At 67.4% G+C, this 16,399-nt stretch carries 17 protein-coding genes and 1 pseudogene; 8 read left to right on the forward strand and 10 right to left on the reverse strand.

What is annotated here, in order from left to right; all coding sequences use genetic code 11:
- Positions 1-103: 103 nt before the first annotated feature.
- On the reverse strand, positions 104-553 hold the full coding sequence (locus AX750_RS13680; RefSeq protein ID WP_066722921.1) for a Fur family transcriptional regulator: 450 nt from the start codon (positions 551-553) through the stop codon (positions 104-106).
- Positions 554-678: 125 nt separating this feature from the next.
- Here AX750_RS13680 and AX750_RS13685 point away from each other — a divergent pair, with 125 nt between their 5' ends.
- From AX750_RS13685 to AX750_RS13700, 4 genes are all read left to right on the forward strand, one after another.
- Entirely contained in the window at positions 679-1,587 is a 909-nt protein-coding gene (locus AX750_RS13685) for a metal ABC transporter substrate-binding protein (RefSeq protein ID WP_066722919.1), read from the forward strand.
- A 29-nt stretch (positions 1,588-1,616) separates the two neighbouring features.
- Positions 1,617-2,510 (forward strand): manganese/iron ABC transporter ATP-binding protein, encoded by an 894-nt coding sequence (locus tag AX750_RS13690; protein WP_280939904.1) that lies wholly within the window; start codon positions 1,617-1,619, stop codon positions 2,508-2,510.
- Complete coding sequence (locus AX750_RS13695) at positions 2,507-3,367, forward strand: metal ABC transporter permease (protein WP_066722906.1); 861 nt, start codon at positions 2,507-2,509, stop codon at positions 3,365-3,367. Before AX750_RS13690 ends, AX750_RS13695 begins: the two co-directional genes overlap by 4 nt.
- Positions 3,368-3,569: 202 nt before the next feature.
- Positions 3,570-4,412, forward strand: coding sequence for a metal ABC transporter permease (locus tag AX750_RS13700; protein WP_066719590.1), 843 nt, complete (start codon positions 3,570-3,572; stop codon positions 4,410-4,412).
- On the opposite strand, the gene AX750_RS13705 is transcribed toward AX750_RS13700, so the two are convergent.
- The 4 genes from AX750_RS13705 to AX750_RS13720 all read right to left on the reverse strand — a co-directional run bounded on the left by AX750_RS13705 (position 4,413) and on the right by AX750_RS13720 (position 7,395).
- Entirely contained in the window at positions 4,413-5,219 is an 807-nt protein-coding gene (locus AX750_RS13705) for a transglutaminase family protein (RefSeq protein WP_066719593.1), read from the reverse strand.
- 63 nt (positions 5,220-5,282) lie between these two features.
- A complete protein-coding gene (locus AX750_RS13710) occupies positions 5,283-6,290 on the reverse strand; it encodes an LLM class flavin-dependent oxidoreductase (protein ID WP_066719596.1) in 1,008 nt (335 codons plus the stop codon).
- Positions 6,291-6,385: 95 nt separating this feature from the next.
- The gene (locus tag AX750_RS13715; protein WP_066719599.1) at positions 6,386-7,126 is read right to left on the reverse strand and encodes an SGNH/GDSL hydrolase family protein; all 741 of its coding nucleotides are present in this window, start codon (positions 7,124-7,126) and stop codon (positions 6,386-6,388) included.
- Positions 7,123-7,395: a hypothetical protein gene (locus AX750_RS13720; protein ID WP_066719610.1), complete on the reverse strand. Its 273-nt coding sequence runs from the start codon at positions 7,393-7,395 to the stop codon at positions 7,123-7,125. Before AX750_RS13720 ends, AX750_RS13715 begins: the two co-directional genes overlap by 4 nt.
- Before the next feature lie 165 nt (positions 7,396-7,560).
- Between AX750_RS13720 and AX750_RS13725 the strand changes: the two genes are divergently transcribed.
- The 3 genes from AX750_RS13725 to AX750_RS13735 all read left to right on the forward strand — a co-directional run bounded on the left by AX750_RS13725 (position 7,561) and on the right by AX750_RS13735 (position 9,890).
- Positions 7,561-8,295 carry a response regulator gene (locus AX750_RS13725; protein WP_066719614.1) on the forward strand — a complete coding sequence of 245 codons (735 nt, stop codon included), beginning with the start codon at positions 7,561-7,563 and terminating at the stop codon, positions 8,293-8,295.
- Positions 8,292-9,635 carry an ATP-binding protein gene (locus AX750_RS13730; RefSeq protein WP_082735098.1) on the forward strand — a complete coding sequence of 448 codons (1,344 nt, stop codon included), beginning with the start codon at positions 8,292-8,294 and terminating at the stop codon, positions 9,633-9,635. The genes AX750_RS13725 and AX750_RS13730 overlap by 4 nt, the downstream gene beginning before the upstream one ends.
- 69 nt (positions 9,636-9,704) lie before the next feature.
- Positions 9,705-9,890 carry a hypothetical protein gene (locus AX750_RS13735; protein ID WP_066719617.1) on the forward strand — a complete coding sequence of 62 codons (186 nt, stop codon included), beginning with the start codon at positions 9,705-9,707 and terminating at the stop codon, positions 9,888-9,890.
- A 6-nt stretch (positions 9,891-9,896) separates the two neighbouring features.
- Here the strand turns inward: AX750_RS13735 and serA are convergent, their stop codons facing one another.
- The 3 genes and pseudogenes from serA to AX750_RS13750 form a co-directional block, all read right to left on the reverse strand.
- Complete coding sequence (gene serA, locus AX750_RS13740; protein ID WP_066719620.1) at positions 9,897-11,153, reverse strand: phosphoglycerate dehydrogenase; 1,257 nt, start codon at positions 11,151-11,153, stop codon at positions 9,897-9,899.
- Positions 11,154-11,243: 90 nt separating this feature from the next.
- Positions 11,244-11,684, reverse strand: a complete 441-nt coding sequence (locus tag AX750_RS13745) for an NfeD family protein (protein ID WP_066719623.1) — start codon at positions 11,682-11,684, stop codon at positions 11,244-11,246.
- Positions 11,685-11,694: 10 nt separating this feature from the next.
- Positions 11,695-12,477: pseudogene (locus tag AX750_RS13750) on the reverse strand (paraslipin); the annotation flags it as partial.
- 126 nt (positions 12,478-12,603) lie between these two features.
- On the opposite strand from AX750_RS13750, the gene AX750_RS13755 reads away from it, so the two are divergent.
- Entirely contained in the window at positions 12,604-13,872 is a 1,269-nt protein-coding gene (locus AX750_RS13755; RefSeq protein WP_066719626.1) for a recombinase family protein, read from the forward strand.
- A 138-nt stretch (positions 13,873-14,010) separates the two neighbouring features.
- Here the strand turns inward: AX750_RS13755 and istB are convergent, their stop codons facing one another.
- Together istB and istA are read right to left on the reverse strand one after the other, a co-directional pair.
- Positions 14,011-14,739 carry an IS21-like element helper ATPase IstB gene (istB, locus tag AX750_RS13760; RefSeq protein ID WP_066719629.1) on the reverse strand — a complete coding sequence of 243 codons (729 nt, stop codon included), beginning with the start codon at positions 14,737-14,739 and terminating at the stop codon, positions 14,011-14,013.
- Positions 14,739-16,247 (reverse strand): IS21 family transposase, encoded by a 1,509-nt coding sequence (gene istA, locus AX750_RS13765; protein ID WP_066719631.1) that lies wholly within the window; start codon positions 16,245-16,247, stop codon positions 14,739-14,741. The genes istB and istA overlap by 1 nt, the downstream gene beginning before the upstream one ends.
- Positions 16,248-16,399: the final 152 nt, after the last annotated feature.

The following is a 16,399-nucleotide window of genomic DNA, read 5'->3' on the forward strand; positions in this document are numbered from 1 at the left end:
CAGACCGTCATTCTCGGGCGTAGCGAAGCGACGACCCTAGAATCTCCTGACTGGAAAGCGCTGGTTTCCGAGAGGGTCGGGTCAAGCCCGACCATGACGCTCTCTAGGCCTTCTTACCCCGGGCGCCCGGCCGCTTCTTACGACCGTAGAGCTCGAGCCGGTGGCGGACGAGTTCGTAGCCGAGTTCGGCGGCGATGCGGCGCTGCAGCTCCTCGATCGCGTCGGAAGAGAACTCGATCACCTCGCCGCTTTCGACGTCTATGAGGTGGTCGTGATGCTCCTGATCGGCATGTTCGTAGCGCGAGACGCCGTCCTCGAAGGCGTGGCGCTCGATCGCGCCTTGCGTCTCCAGCACCTTCATGGTGCGATAAACCGTTGAGAGCGAAAGCGTCGGATCAACGGCGAAGGCGCGGGTGAAGATGCCCTTGGCGTCCGGGTGGTCGTCGGCCTCCGCGAGCACGCGCAGGATCAGCCGGCGCTGCTGCGTCATCCGCAGCCCGGCATCCCGCAGCTGGCCCTCGAATCCGGCCACGCGCTGTTCGACTCCCGTCATGATGCCGGCATAGCAAGACTGCGACGCATCTGCAAAAGCTTCTTATTGCAAATGTGTTGCAACTGCATTGACAGATGCGATTGCGTTGCAATAGCGTGTGTCTCGCCCTGACCGAGGAGCCGACCATGTCGACGAGACGATCCGTTCTGCTCTGCGCGGCCGCGCTGCTGGCGGCCGCATTCGTTGCCCCGTCCGGCAGCGCCCTTGCGCAGGACAGGAAACTGCGTGTCGTAACCACTTTCACCGTTATCCAGGACATCGCCCAGAACGTCGCGGGCGAGGCGGCGATCGTGGAGTCGATCACCAAGCCCGGCGCCGAGATCCACGATTACCAGCCGACGCCGCTCGACGTGGTGAAGGCGCAGTCCGCCGATCTGGTGCTCTGGAACGGGCTCAATCTCGAGCGCTGGTTCGAGCGCTTCTTCGACAATGTGAAGAATGTCCGCAGCGCCGTGGTGACCGAAGGCGTCGAGCCGATGGGCATCACGGAAGGGCCCTATCAGGGCCGGCCCAACCCCCATGCCTGGATGTCGACCAAGAACGCGCTGATCTATGTCGAGAACATCCGCAAGGCGCTGGCTGCGGCCGATCCGGCGCGGGCGGAGATCTACGCCGCCAATGCGAAGGCCTATGCCGAGCGCATCCGGGCGGTCGATGCCCCGCTGCGGGCGAGGCTCGACAAGGTGCCCGAGGCGCAGCGCTGGCTCGTCACCAGCGAGGGGGCCTTCTCCTATCTCGCCCGTGACTATGGCTGGCGCGAGGCCTATCTCTGGCCGATCAACGCCGATCAGCAGGGAACACCGCAGCAGGTGCGCCGGCTGATCGACCTCGTCCGCAAGAACAAGATTCCGACCGTGTTCAGCGAAAGCACGATTTCCGACAAGGCGGCCAAGCAGGTCGCTCGCGAGACCGGCGCCCGCTATGGCGGCGTTCTCTATGTCGATTCGCTGTCTGCCTCCGACGGGCCGGTGCCGACCTATCTCAGGCTGCTCGAGACGACGGTCGGCACCATCGCCGCAGGGTTCGGCCATTGAGCGCGCAGTCAGCTGTCCCCGAGCTGCCTGTGCCCTCGATTGCGGTCGAGGGTGTGACCGTGCGCTACACCAATGGTGTCACCGCCGTGCGGGATGCCTCTTTCCGGCTTGGCGGGGGAACGATCTGCGCGCTGGTGGGCATCAACGGCTCCGGCAAGTCGACGTTGTTCAAGACGCTGATGGGCTTCCTCAAGCCCGCGGTCGGCTCCGTCTCAATCGCGGGGCTTCCGGTGGGCCAGGCGCTGAAGCGTGGGCTGGTCGCCTATGTGCCGCAGGCCGAGGAGGTCGACTGGACCTTCCCCGTCCTGGTCGAGGACGTCGTGATGATGGGCCGCTACGGCCATATGGGCTTCCTGCGGATCGCGCGGCAGGCGGATCGCGAGGCGGTCGAGCAGGCGCTCGCGCGCGTCAATATGCTGGAGTTCCGCACGCGCCAGATCGGCGAACTGTCGGGCGGACAGCGCAAGCGCGTCTTCCTGGCGCGGGCGCTGGCCCAGGGCGGACAGGTCATCCTGCTCGACGAGCCCTTCACCGGTGTCGACGTCAAGACCGAGGAAGCGATCGTCGCATTGATGCGCGAATTGCGCGACGAGGGCCGGCTGATGCTGGTCTCGACGCATAATCTCGGCTCGATCCCGGATTTCTGCGACCAGGTCGTGATCATCAACAAGACGGTGCTGGCGGCCGGGCCGACCGCGACGACCTTCACCCATGACAATCTCCAGCGCGCTTTCGGCGGCGCGTTGCGGCATTTCAGGCTGGGCGGCGCCGATCTGCACGACGATGAAGACGACCGGCGCGTCACCGTCATCACCGACGACGAGCGCCCGCTGGTGCTCTACGGCAAGCGCGACAGCGAGCGCGTCGCGGGCGGACAGACCACCGGCGAGGCGGCCGACACTGCAAAGGATCGCGCGCCGTGATCGCGCTTCTGCTGGAACCCTTCGGCTACCAGTACATGCTCCGGGCGATCTGGGTCTCGGCGCTGGTCGGCGGGGTCTGCGCCTTCCTGTCCTGCTTCCTGATGCTGAAGGGCTGGTCGCTGATGGGCGACGCGCTGGCCCATGCGATCGTGCCGGGCGTCGCGCTGGCCTATCTGCTGAAGGTGCCTTACGCGGCCGGCGCCTTCTTCTCGGGCCTGCTGGCGGCGCTCGCCATGGCGCTGGTGCGGCTGCGGACGCAACTGCGCGAGGACGCCGTCATCGGTGTCGTCTTCACCACCTTCTTCGCGGTCGGGCTCCTGATCGTCTCGATCAACCCGACCTCGGTCGACGTGCAGTCGATCGTGCTCGGCAATATTCTCGGCATCGCGGACGAGGACGTCGTCCAGGTCGCGATCATCGCCGCGGTCTCGCTCGCCGTGCTCATGCTGCGCTGGCGTGACCTGATGCTGGTCTTCTTCGACGAGAACCAGGCGCGCGCCGTCGGTCTGTCCCCGACCCGGCTGAAGATTCTGTTCTTCGTGCTGCTCAGTGCCTGCACGGTCGCCGCGTTGCAGACGGTCGGGGCCGTGCTGGTGATCGCGATGGTGATCACGCCGGGAGCGACCGCCTATCTGCTCTGCGACCGCTTCGGCCGGCTGATCTGTGTCGCTGTGGCGCTCGGCGTCGTCACCAGTGCGGCCGGCGCCTATGCCAGCTACTTCCTCGACGGATCCACCGGCGGGCTGATCGTCGTCTTCCAGACGCTGCTGTTCCTCGCCGCCTTCGTTTTTGCGCCGAAGCATGGACGGCTCGCCGCGGCGCGGGCGGCCCGGTCGGTGTCGGAGACGGCGCCATGAGTGGTGCTCAGGATGCTCGACGGTGTCCCCTTCCCCCCGCTTGCGGTGGGGAAGGGTTAGGGATGGGGGGGCGCAAAGCCGCAGCGCCGTACTTGATCGTCGCGCCGAGCGGGACTGCCCCCCACCCCAACCCTCCCCACCGCAAGCGGGGGGAGGGAGCAGGTTCGCGCCGGCATCGCCCCATTCGGAGAGGGTTCACGCCATGAGCCTGATCGAAGCCTGGCTCGTCGCGCCGCTGGCGCATGAGTTCATGCAGCGCGGCCTGCTCGCCGCCATGCTGGTCGGCGTGGTCTGTGCCGTTCTGTCCTGCTTCCTGATCCTGAAGGGCTGGTCGCTGATGGGGGATGCGGTGTCCCACGCGGTGCTGCCCGGCATCGTCCTGGCGCAGATTATGGGCCTGCCCCTGGCGGCGGGGGCCTTCGTCGCCGGCCTGAGCTGTTCGCTCGCCATCGGCTATCTCAAGGAAAACAGCCGGGTGAAGGAGGACACGGTGATGGGCATCGTCTTCTCCGGCCTGTTCGCGCTCGGCCTGGTGATGTTCGTCAAGGTCGAGAGCGACCAGCACCTGCTCCATATCCTGTTCGGCAACATGCTCGGCGTGAGCTGGTCCGATCTGGCGGAGACGGCCGTCATCGCGGTGCCGACGATCGCGATCATGCTGGCCCTGCGCCGGGACTTCCTGCTGGTCGCCTTCGATGCCGCCCATGCGCGGGCGATCGGCCTTCCCGTGCGGTGGCTGAATGTTGGCCTGCTGATGCTGCTGGCGCTGACGATCGTGGCCGCGCTCAAGGCGGTCGGCATCATCCTCGTCGTCGCTATGCTGATCGCGCCGGGCGCGATCGGCTTCCTGACGACGCGGCGCTTCGACGTCATGCTGGTGGTGGCAGTCGCCGTCGCGACGGTCTCCAGCGTCATCGGGACGATCCTGAGCTACCATCTCGACGGCGCGACGGGGCCCTGCATCGTCGTGGTGCAGGCGGGGTTCTTCCTGGCGGCGCTTGGTCTCAACCTGCGCCGTGCGGCGCGGCGCGCCACCGCCGCCTGATCAGGCGGCCTGCAGACCGGCATCCTCGGGGGCGCGCGAGACCTTAATGGTCTGGGCCAGGCACTGGCAGTTGAACTGGCTGGTCAGGAAGGCGATGTCGGCGGCGTCGCGGCCGGTTGCGATCCGGACCATGCCCTCGACGGGTGCCAGCCGCGTCGGGTCCACCAGCCACCAGCGCCCGTCGAGATAGACCTCGAAGACGGCGTGGAAGTCCGGCGGGTCGAGGTCGAGCGCATAGGCGCTGACAGCGCGGGCGGGGATGTTGAGCGCCCGCGTCAGGGCGATGCCCAGATGGGTGAAGTCCCGGCAGACGCCGGCGCGGTCGATGAAGGTGTGCTGCGCCGTGGTCTGGGCGTGGCTGACGCCGTGGACATAGTCGAGATGCTCGTGCAGCCAGTCGAGCACGGCCAGGATGCGCGCGCCGCCGCCGTCGATGCTGCAGAATTCGCGCTGGGCGAAGCGCATGAACTCGTCCGAGGGCGAGAACCGACTCGGCAGCAGATAGGGCAGCACCTCCTGCGGCAGCTCCGACCAGTCATGCTGGCGCGCTGCGGCTGACAAGGGCTCGCGGTTGCCGTTGTCGACCAGGGCCCGGTAGCGAATCTCGACCTGGCCGGAGAGCGCCGCCCGGAAACGGCGCTCGCCCGTTTCGGGGTGGAGATCGCGCACCAACACGGCGTCGGGTGAGATCGTGAGGCTCTCGGAGAGGATCGTCTGGTCAGGCGATCGCGCGGCCTCGATGGCCGCGATCACCTGCGTGTCGCTGTCGAAGCCATAGGTCAGCGTCGCCGTCACGTCGAGTTTCATGGGTCCCCCGTATGTCCATGCAAGACCGGGCAACGCCATCGTGGGGCGGAAGTTCCTCGGAAATCAGGCAGCCCGGGCCGCGATGCCCAGCTCCGGCGCGATGCCGGCGAGGATCTCGTAGGAATGCTTCCGCGCCTCGTGGTCGAAGATCGGCGCGGTCACCATGATCTCGTCGGCCTGTGTCGCGGCGATGAAGGCGCCGAGCTGGCGCTTCAACGTCTCGGGCGAGCCGATGAAGGCATAGCGCAGCATGCCCGCGACATGGGCCTTTTCGGCCGGCGACCAATAGGTCTCGATGTCGTCGATCGGCGGCTGCAGCTTGCCGCGCTGGCCGCGCACCATGCCGACGAAGCGCTGCTGCAGGGAGGTGGCGAGATGGCGCGCTTCTGCATCGGTCTCGGCGGCGATGACGTTGATGCCGGGCATGGCGTAGGGCCGTGCGAGCTGCTCGGAGGGCTCGAAGCGTTCGCGATAGATCGCCAGCGCCTGCATCAGGGCGTCCGGCGCGAAATGCGAGGCGAAGGCGTAGGGCAGGCCGAGCTGCGCGGCGAGCTGCGAGCCGAACAGGCTCGAACCGAGGATCCAGAGCGGCACGTTCAGCCCGGCGCCGGGCACGGCCTGGATTGCCTGGTTGGGGCCCGCGGGAGCGAAATAGGCCTGCAGTTCGAGCACGTCCTGGGGGAAGCTGTCGGAGGACATCGGGCTGCGGCGCATCGCCCGCATCGTCATCTGGTCGGTGCCTGGAGCCCGGCCGAGGCCGAGATCGATGCGGCCGGGAAAGAGCGCTTCGAGCGTGCCGAACTGCTCGGCGATGATCAGCGGAGCATGGTTCGGCAGCATGATGCCGCCTGCGCCGACGCCGATGGTCTTCGTCGCGGCGGCGAGCTGGCCGATGACGACGGCGGTGGTGGCGCTGGCGATGCCGACCATGTTGTGATGCTCGGCGACCCAGTAGCGGGTGTAGCCGAGGGATTCGGCATGGCGCGCGAGGTCGATCGAGGCGCGCAGCGCATCGCCCGGCTCCTGCCCTTCGCGCACGGGAACGAGGTCGAGAACGGAGATGGCGACCATGGCAGCCTCGGCTTGGGCTCCCCGGGGAGCCGGTGGCGTTCGGCTTTGCTAGATGGGTCCTGGCGCCGGCCGGGTCCAGTGGGCGGCGGTCCGGATCATGGCGCCTCTGCGCGGCGGTTCTGCCGCAGCCTCTTGCCCGGCGGGAGCGCGGCACAGATGCCGGGCTCGGCCGCGCGATAGGCGCGCTCGTAATCGGCCAGATGCAGCCCGTCCGCCAGCGCGATGCCGTCGCCGAAGCCCGAGGCGAGGCGGCACGAGCCTTCCTCGCGGCAGGCGGTTTCGGCGGAGCCCGCGATGTCGAGCGCGGCTTCCTCCGAGAAGGCGGGCGCTTGGCGCTCGTCGAGCCGCGGGAGCGACGCGATGACGACGAGGCCGGCCCGCCCGCTCAGATCCCGCAGCAGGCCGCGGAACGCCTGGCGGAAGCGGGTGACGGCTTCGGGCGGCTCGCGGAAGCGCTTGCGGTTGGCGTCGTTGGTGCCGACGCTCAGGATGATCGCCAGCGGCGGCCGCGGCAGCGCGAGCTCGTCGATCAGCCCGCGCGTGTCGCGGGTGGTCGCGCCGTGCATTCCACCATTGACCAGAGGCAGCCCGCAGAACTCGCGTGCATGCCAGCGCGCGACATGGGAATCGCCCAATGCCAGGAGATAGTCCCCCTCGACCTGTCGCAGATCGGCGCGGATCTGCACGAGGCGCTGGTCCCGATACGACGGCGGCGCCGTCGAGAAGCGGCCGATGGCCAAGCCCGCCAGCGATCCGCCGATCAGGGCCAGCGGCACGAGCAGCAGCAGCGCGACGAGGCGGCTTCGATAGCGGATGTCGATGGCACAGGGTGTCATCGGACGTCCCCACCGGGATGGGTCTTGCAGGTGCCGGTTGGAGCGGGGAGGTTCCGGCCGGTCACAGGGTCGCGCCAGGCTGCCCCGGCGCAGGATTCGTCGCCGCGCTGCACGAAGCCCTGCCGCGAAAGCAGCGTCGGCAGTGCCCAGAGCCAGAGCGCCAGTACCCCAAGAATCGCCGCGGCGGCCGCGGAGCGAAGAGCTGCCTGGCGCCAGCCGATCCGGCGGAGATCGGGAATGGACAGGGTGGATGATGCGAGATCGGTCATGACGCCATCTGGGGTCCTCTCGCGGACCGTTCTGTGGCGTGGAGTTTTCTGGATGACGTCTGCGCGGGAGCTTCTGGTATCCTTGCTTTTCCAGCGTCGTGTCTGGAAATAATCAGACACAATTCCGGCCGCGACCTCGCCCCGGCCGGGCGCTAGAGCCAGACGATGAGCAGAACCCCCCATATCCTGGTCGTCGAGGACGATCGCGAGATCGCGATGCTGGTCTCGCGCTTCCTCCGCAACAACGACTTTCGCGTCCGGGCCGTGCCGAACGGCCGCGAGATGGATGCCGCGCTGCGGGACGGCCGTTTCGACCTGATCGTGCTCGACCTGATGCTGCCGGGAGAGGACGGGCTGAGCCTGTGCCGCCGCCTGCGCAGCGAGGGCACGATCCCGATCATCATGCTCACCGCCAAAAGCGAAGAGATCGATCGCATCCTCGGCCTGGAGATGGGCGCGGACGATTATCTGGTGAAGCCGTTCAACCCGCGCGAGCTGCTGGCCCGGATCAGGGCCGTGCTGCGGCGCGCCGGTGCCGCCCCGGCCGCCGAGGTGGGCGACAGCCCGGTACTCGCTTTCGCGGGCTGGCGGCTCGACAAGGCGGTGCGTCGTCTCTTCAACCCCCAGGGCGAGCGCGTGCCGCTGACGGGCGCCGAACTCGACCTGCTTCTCGCCTTCTGCGAACGGCCGCGCCGCGTGCTGTCGCGCGACCAGCTTCTGGATCTGACGCAGGGCCGCATGGCTGCCCCGTTCGAGCGCTCGATCGATGTGCTCGTCAGCCGGCTGCGCCAGAAGATGGAGCGCAATCCGCGCGAGCCCGAGCTGATCCAGACCATCCGCTCCGGCGGCTACATGTTCTCTCCGGAGATCGAGAGGTTGGCCGAGAGCCCGGCTCCATGAAGCGGTTGCTTCTGCGTCTGATGCCCGCGCGGGCCGCCGCGCAGATCACCGCCATTGCGATCGGCTCGCTCGTCCTGGCCAATCTCGTCACGATCGTGGCGCTGCTCGTGCTGCTGCCGCCCGAGCTGAAGCGGGTTCCAAGCTTTCCCTATGTCACCGACCTGATCTCGATCACGCGCATGGTCGAGGCGACGCCGTCGCCGGAGGCGAAAGCGACCGTGGTCGAGGCCGCTCTGGCTGCCCATCCCCTGCTCTCGCGCCTGCCCCCAGGCGCACAGACGAGCGAGCGCAATCAGTTCTGGGCCGATCGGCAAATCCTCGCCAATCTGCGGGCCCAGCTGGGGCCGAATGTCGAGGCGCTGATGCTCGACAACGCACCCGGACGGTTCGGGCCGCCGCCTTTTGGCGTCCGCTTTGCGGATGGCAGCGGGCTGGTCATGACATCGAGTTCGATGACACCTCCGCCGCGCGGAGGCGCCTTCATCGGCTATCTCGTCACCATGCTGGCTCTGCTGGCCTCGCTGATCGGGCTGCTCTCGCTGTGGGCGGCGCGGGCGGTGGCGTCGCCGCTGTCACGGCTGGCAGCGGTGATCGACCGCTTCGATCCCGATCGCGACACCCTCGCCGTACCAGAGGAGGGACCCGTCGAGGTCAAGCGCCTCGCCGCGGCCTTCGCCGGCATGGCCAACCGCATCCGGAGGCTGATCGACGACAGGACACGCATGCTGGCCGCGGTCAGCCATGATCTGCGCACGCCGATCACGCGGTTGCGGCTGCGCGCCGACGACATCCCCGACGAACGTCAGCGCCGGGCCACCATCGCGGATCTCGCCTTGATGGATCGCATGGTGGGAGCGGCGCTGTCCTATCTGCGCGACGGGCGCGCCTCGGGCAGCTTGACGGCGACCGACATGCCGGCCCTGCTCCAGACGATCTGCGACGATCTCGCCGATCTCGGGCATGTCGTCGTGTATGAGGGGCCGATGCGCGCCTCCGCCGTCTGCGACGCCGACCAGATGACGCGCGCCGTGAACAACCTCGTCGACAACGCGATCAAGTTCGGCGGCAGGGTTCTGGTCAGGCTGGACGACTCGGCGCCCGACATGATCGCCATCGAGGTCGAGGACGACGGGCCGGGCATCGCCCCGGAGGAGCGCGAGAAGGTGTTTGCGCCGTTCTACCGCAGCGACGCCGCGCGGACGCTCAAGGAAGGCAGCGGCTTCGGGCTCGGCCTGTCGATCGTGCGGGCGATCGCCGAGGCGCATCGCGGCACGCTGACGCTGGCGGAGCGCGACGGCGGCGGGCTCAAGGCCCGGATCACCTGGCCCCGGCAGCTCTAGCGGAACGCCGGCCTGCCTGTCGCGTTGATCCCTGAGTGGCCCGCATGGGGCCGTTCTACGGGGGTCAACATGACGACGAACACCAATCCCGCCAAGGAAAGCCTGCGCCAGGAACAGGCCGAGCAGCGCGAAGCCGCCAAGAGGGGCCCGGACGCCGAGCTCGACAAGGCTCTGAAGGACACCTTTCCCGCAAGTGATCCGATCGCGGCCCAGGCGCCGACCAAGCCCGGCGCGGCCGACGATAAGGCGTCCTGAGGCCTCTCAGGCGCGTTGGTAGAGCAGGCGCGCGCGGATTGTGCCTTCGAGGGCCCGGATTTCGCGCAGGATGTCGCGGGCATCGGCCCCGATGCTCTCCGCCTCCATCACGACATAGCCGACCTCGCCGTCCGTCTGATAATTCTGGGCGGCGATGTTGACGTTGCGTGCGGCGAAGACGTCGTTCAAACGCCGCAGCATGCCCGGCACGTTGCGCTGGACATGGATGAAGCGCGTGCCGACGGCGCGGGCCGCGAGCTGGACCTGCGGGAAATTGACGGCGCCGACCGTCGAGCCGACATCGGAGTAGTCGATCAGCTTACGCGCCACTTCGGCGCCGATGCGCTCCTGCGCTTCTTCCGTCGAGCCGCCGATATGCGGCGTCAGGATCACATTGGGCAGGCCCTGCAACGGCGAGACGAAACGGTCGTTGTTCGAGGCCGGCTCGACAGGGAAGACGTCGACCGCCGCACCCGCCAGATGCCCGCTCTTCAGGGCGGCGGCGAGCGCGTCGAGATCGACCACCGTGCCGCGCGAGTTGTTGATCAGGTAGCTGCCCGGGTTCATCGCGGCGATCTGCTCGGCGCCGATCATGCCCGCCGTCTGCGGCGTCTCGGGGACATGCAGCGAGACGATGTCGGCCGAGCCGAGCAATTCGTGCAGGCTGTCGACCGGCTCGGTGTTGCCGTGGCGCAGCCGGTCGGTCTGATCGTAGTAGATCACCCGCATGCCCATCGCCTCGGCCAGCGTCGACAGCTGGCTGCCGATATTGCCGTAGCCGACGATGCCCAGCACCTTGCCGCGCACCTCGAAGGAGCCGTTGGCCGACTTGTCCCAGCCGCCGCCATGGGCCGAGACCGAGCGGTCGGTGATCTTGCGCAGCAGCATCACGATCTCGCCGATCGTCAGTTCGGCGACGCTGCGGGTGTTCGAGAACGGCGCGTTGAAGACGGGCACGCCGCGGCCGCGCGCCGCCTGAAGATCGACCTGATTGGTGCCGACCGAGAAGCAGCCGACGGCGAAGAGCCGGTCGGCCCGGGCGAAGACGGCGTCGGTGAGCTGCGTGCGCGAGCGGATGCCGAGCACGTGGACGCCTTCCAGCGCCTTCACCAGCGCGTCCTCGTCCAGCGCCTTGGGCAGGCGCGTCATGTTGGTGTAGCCGGCGTTGACCAGCAGGTCGGCGGCGGAATCGTTGATGCCTTCCAGCAGCAGGACCTTGATACGGTCCTTGGACAGGGACAGGCGTTCGCTGGGCAGTGTCATGGGAACGATCGGTCTGGCGGCGGAGCGTCCGCTATAGACCGCTCGCGGCCCGACACAACCTGATTTTGGCGTCGGCTCGTGGCAGGACGCTCACGCCTTCTCGACCACGAGCGTGGCACCGTCGACGCGCACGACCCGCACCTCGCTTCCCGCCAGCAGTTCGGGGCCGGTGACGCGCCAGGACGAATCGTCGATGCGGATGCGGCCCTCGCCGCCCGTCATCGTCGCCTCGAGCCGGAAGACGCGGCCGATCAGCCGGCGGCCGCGATCGTTGAGGCCTGTCGCCGGATCCGGCTCCTCGTCCTTGCGGCGGGTCAGCAGCCGGCCGGCGAAGACGGCGACGAGGCTGAAGCCTGCGAAGACGAGCGCAGCCGCCTGCCAGCCGAGATCGACGAGGCCGACAACGGCGCCGGTCAAAAGCGCGGCCAGGCCAAGCCAGAGCAGGAAGATGCCGGGTGCCAGCACCTCGCCGCCGATAAGGACGAGGCCGAGGATGACCCAGCCCCAGGGGCCGAACAGGAGCGACGACATCGGCGTCTCCTCAGGCGCCGCGGCCGGCCGGCGGCACCGATCCGCGGCGGCTCTCCTGGGCCTCGTCGCCGAAGACGGCGCGGGTCAACTGGGCGATGCCGCCGACGGTTCCGGCGAGCGCAGCCGCCTCGATCGGCACGATCACGACCTTGGCGTTATGGGCGCTGGCGATCGCCTTGAGCGCCTCGGTGTAGCGCTCGGCGATCAGGAAGTTGGCGGCCTGGATGTCGCCACGGCTGATCGCTTCCGAGACCATGGCGGTGGCGGCGGCCTCGGCCTGGGCGGAGCGCTCGCGCGCCTCGGCATCGCGGAAAGCGGCCTCCTTGCGGCCCTCGGCGGCGAGGATCTGCGACTGCTTCTGGCCTTCTGCCTTGAGGATCTCGGCCTGGCGCAGGCCCTCGGCCTCGAGCACGGCGGCGCGCTTCTCGCGCTCGGCCTTCATCTGTCGGTTCATGGCGCCGGCAATGTCGGCCGGGGGCAGGATGTCGCGGATCTCGATGCGCGTGACCTTGACGCCCCAGGGGGAGGCGGCGGCGTCCATCACCCGCAACAGCCGCTCGTTGATCTCGTCGCGGTGGGAGAGCAGCTGGTCGAGGTCCATCGAGCCGACGACGGTGCGGATATTGGTCATGGTCAGGACCATCAGCGCGTCGTTGAGGGACGAGACCTCGTAGCAGGCCTTGGCGGCGTCGAGCACCTGATAGAAGGCGGCGGCGTCGATGCGGACGCCGGCATTGTCTTTGGTAATCGCCTCCTGCGAGGGAATGTCGAGCACCTGCTCCATGACATTAATATCAGATGTACTATTGTCATTGCTCGTTAGCACTTCTTTTCCGCGAGCACGTCAATGTCGGCAGCGATGGCAAGATCGAGAACGAGGGAGCAATCTGAGGCGGCAAAGCCGTGCGCATACTCCTATGTGCGCTTCTCGACGCCAGAGCAGGCGCGCGGCGAGAGCTTTCGCCGGCAGATCGAGGCGGCCCGGACCTACGCCGCCAAGAACGGCCTCGTGCTCGATGAGAGCTTTCGTGACGAGGGCGTCTCCGCCTTCAAGGGCAAGCACCGCGACGAGCGTGCGGCGCTGGGCGCGTTCCTGAAGCGCGTCGAAAGCGGCGATGTCGCGAAGGGTTCCTATCTTCTGGTCGAGAGTTTGGACCGACTCTCGCGCGAAGAGGTTGTCGATGCGCTGGAACTATTCTTGGGGCTTACCCGCAACGGCATCATCATCGTCACGCTGACCGACCAGCGGGTCTACTCGCGGGCGAGCCTGCGGGCAGACCAGACCCAGCTGATCATCTCCATCGTGGTGATGTCGCGTGCGCATGAGGAGAGCGCGTTGAAGTCCAAGCGCGTTTCCGACGCCTGGGCGGCCAAGCGCCAGCGTGCGGCCGACGACAAGCAGGCGATGACGGCGCGCTGCCCCGGTTGGCTCGAACTCGTCGGTGGGCCGAAGTCTGGCGAGTATCTCGAGATCCCCAAGCGCGTCGAGATCGTCCAGAAGATGTTCGCGGACACGATTGCAGGTCTCGGACGCCGTTCCATCCAGGCAAAGCTGAACGCCGACCAAGTCCCGACCTGGGGCACGGGCAAGAAGAAGGGCCAGTACTGGCACGACAGCTACATCGCCAAGATCCTGTCGAACCCGGCGACCTTCGGGCGTTACGTTCCGCGCGGCAAGCTCGCCGGCGGATCGGATGCGACGGCGGAAGCGCCGATCGACGACTATTTCCCAGCGATCATCAATGAGGAGACCTATTGGGCAGCGCAGGCCGCGTCCAAGGCGCGCGGCTTCGGCAGGGGCACGCCAGGACGCCGCAAGAACCTGCTGTCGGGCCTCGTGCGCTGTGAAGCCTGCAACAGCAACCTGGTGTTCATCGACAAGATGGTTAGTGGCGGCGGCCACAAGCTACGCTGTGGCCGCGCCCATGCCAGCGCCGGCTGCGATCATCGCACGATGTACGATTACAAGAAGGTCGAGTACGCCGTCGTGTTCGGGCTCGGCCAGCGCCGGAAGGCGTTGATCGACGCCGCCAACGACCGGCAGAGCCAGGCGCAGGCCGCGCTGTCGGCCGCGCAGGCGCGGCGCGAGGGCATCGAGCGCCAGCTCGACAACCTCATCCAACTCGTCCAGGCCTCGGGCGGCGGCAGCCGCCTTGGCAAGCAGGTTCAGGCTGTCAAATCGCGTTGAAGGTCAGCCCCCTTATCGCGTTGAAGGCTAGCCCCCTTGAGGTCTGCGTTGACGTGCCGGGGTCGCCCCGGCTGAGCTGGTCGGGGTTGCTCGGCCGGGGCGATTTCGGCGTCCAGTGTGCGACGGGTGATGAAGTGGTCAGGCCCGGTTTTTGAAGCGCCAGCTTTCGTTGCCGGTCTCGATGATGTCGCAGTGATGGGTGAGCCGATCGAGCATGGCGGTCGTCATTTTGGCGTCGGTGAACACCTGGGGCCAATCGGCGAAGGCGAGATTGGTGGTGATGATGACGGAGGTGTTCTCGTAGAGCTTGCTGATCAGGTGGAACAGCAGTTGAGCGCCAGCCTGGCTGAACGGCAGATAGCCCAGTTCGTCGATGACGATGAGATCGTGACGCAGCAAGGTCTCGACGATGCGTCCGCTCTTGCCGGCGGCCTTCTCCTGTTCGAGCTGATTGACCAGATCGACGAGATTGAAGAAGCGACCGCGGGCCCGCGCCCGGATGACGGCGGTGGCGATCGCGATGGCGAGATGGGTCTTTCCGGTCCCGGTGCCGCCGATCAGGATGAGATTGCGCTTTGCGTCGATGAAGTCGCCAGTGGCGAGTTCGCGGATCTGGCCCTCGTCGACCGGCGTGTTCTCGAAGACGAAGGCGTCGATGTCCTTCAGCACCGGGAATCGGGCGCCGCCGATGCGGTAGTTGATCGAGCGCGACTGGCGATGGGTCAACTCCGCGCGGACCAGGCTCGCCAGCAGCGGGTAGATCTCCTCGCGCCGGCTCAAGCCCTTGCCGGCGATCTCGTCGAAGCTGGCGCGCATGCCATAGAGCTTGAGGCTGGTCATCGCTTCGATCAGTTGGTGGCGTTCCATCAGGCGGCTTCCCTTCTCCTGCGCAGGTTGTCGTATCGGGCGCAGTCGGCGACTGGCTCGGTCTTGAGCTTGAGAGCGTCGGGCGTCGTGATGCTCTGGGGCACCGGCGGCTGACGACGTCGCGCCAGGATCGCCATGACGACGTCGCCGCTGGCGATGCCGGCCGCGAGCGCTTCGGTGCAGGCCTCCGCCACCGCGGCAATGCCGTCTTCGGGAACGCGGCCGAGGATCTTCACGAACTGGCGGTCGCCATCGGCGTGACGCCGCAGCTTCTCGCGCACCGCGGTGAGCGGCGCCGGCAAATCCCAGTCCTTGAACGGGGCGCCGTTACGCAGGGCGCCGGGCTTGCGCATCAGCACCGGGAGATAGTGCCAGGGGTCGTAGACGACCTGGTCGCGCTTGAAGCTGCGCGGGTGATCGGCGACCGTCTCGCCGTCGAGCAGCACGACGATCCGATCGGCATAGGCGCGCACCAGCACGGTGCGGCCAGCGGCTCGGGCATCGACGCTGTACTTGTTGCGGTCATGCGTGATCAGGCAGGTCGTGGTCGCCCGCATCGGCTTCTCGACGAAGCCGGCGAAGGGCCCCAGATACGGCATCAGCCGCGCCTTCTCCTCGTCGAAGACCTCGATGACAAACCGGTCGCGGAACTCGGGGTGCTTCGCCCGCCGGGCATAGGCCATGCACTGATCGGCAAGCCAGGCGTTCAGCTCATCGAGCGTCTTCACCTTCGGCCGTGGCCGGAACAGCAGGTCGCGGATCGTGCCAACCTGGTTCTCGACCTGGCCCTTCTCCCAGCCGGCCGCCGGCGTGCAGGCCACCGGCTCGACGAGATGATGCGAGCACATCTGCAGAAAGCGCCGGTTGTACTCCCGGGCGCGCCCGACGAAGACCGTCTCCACCGCCGTCTTCATGTTGTCGTAGATGCCGCGCCGACAGACCCCGCCGTAAAAGGCGAAGGCCTTGTCGTGTGCATCGAAGACCATCTCCTGCGTCTCGCGGAAATAGGCGCGCACGATCGGCATGCGGCTATAGGAAAGCCGCATCTGCGCGACCTTCACCACGACGGGCAGGCCGTGAAGCTCGATCGCCTCGTGGCTCCAGTCGAACTGATAGGCTTCGCCAGGATCAAACCGCAGCGGGATGAAAGCCTGCGCCGGCAGCCGGGCGCGATCGGCACGCCAGGCCTTCACAAACCGATGGACACTGTCATGCGCGCCATCATATCCGTGCCCGCGCAGTTCCTCGAAAAGCCGGATCGTCGAGCGCCGCTCGCGCCGGGGCAGCCGGTCTTCTGCCTCCAGGATGCCGGTCAGCGTCTCCACCCAGGCCCCGAGCTTCCGCTGCGGCTGAACCTCGCGCTTGTAGGTGAACTCGGTCGCGCCGGATCGGAGCACCTTGCGGACCGTGTCGCGCGCAATGCCCAGCTCGCGCGCGATCCGCTTGATCCCCTTGCCGTTCTGGAAATGCTCGAAACGGATCCGACCAATCGTCTCCACACCCGTCATCCCCGGACCCCTCCGAAAAACCGGAAGGATCAGCCAGAGCCAATAACAGGGGGACTAACCTTCAACGCGATAAGCGCCCCTCACAGGGGCAACATTGGGGTCTGACGCAATCTCGCTGCAGCTTCGGTCACATTGCACCGATGAGGCGAGCC

The sequence above is a fragment of the Methylobacterium sp. CCH7-A2 genome, assembly GCF_001557075.1.
Lineage (GTDB): Bacteria > Pseudomonadota > Alphaproteobacteria > Rhizobiales > Beijerinckiaceae > Allobosea > Allobosea massiliensis.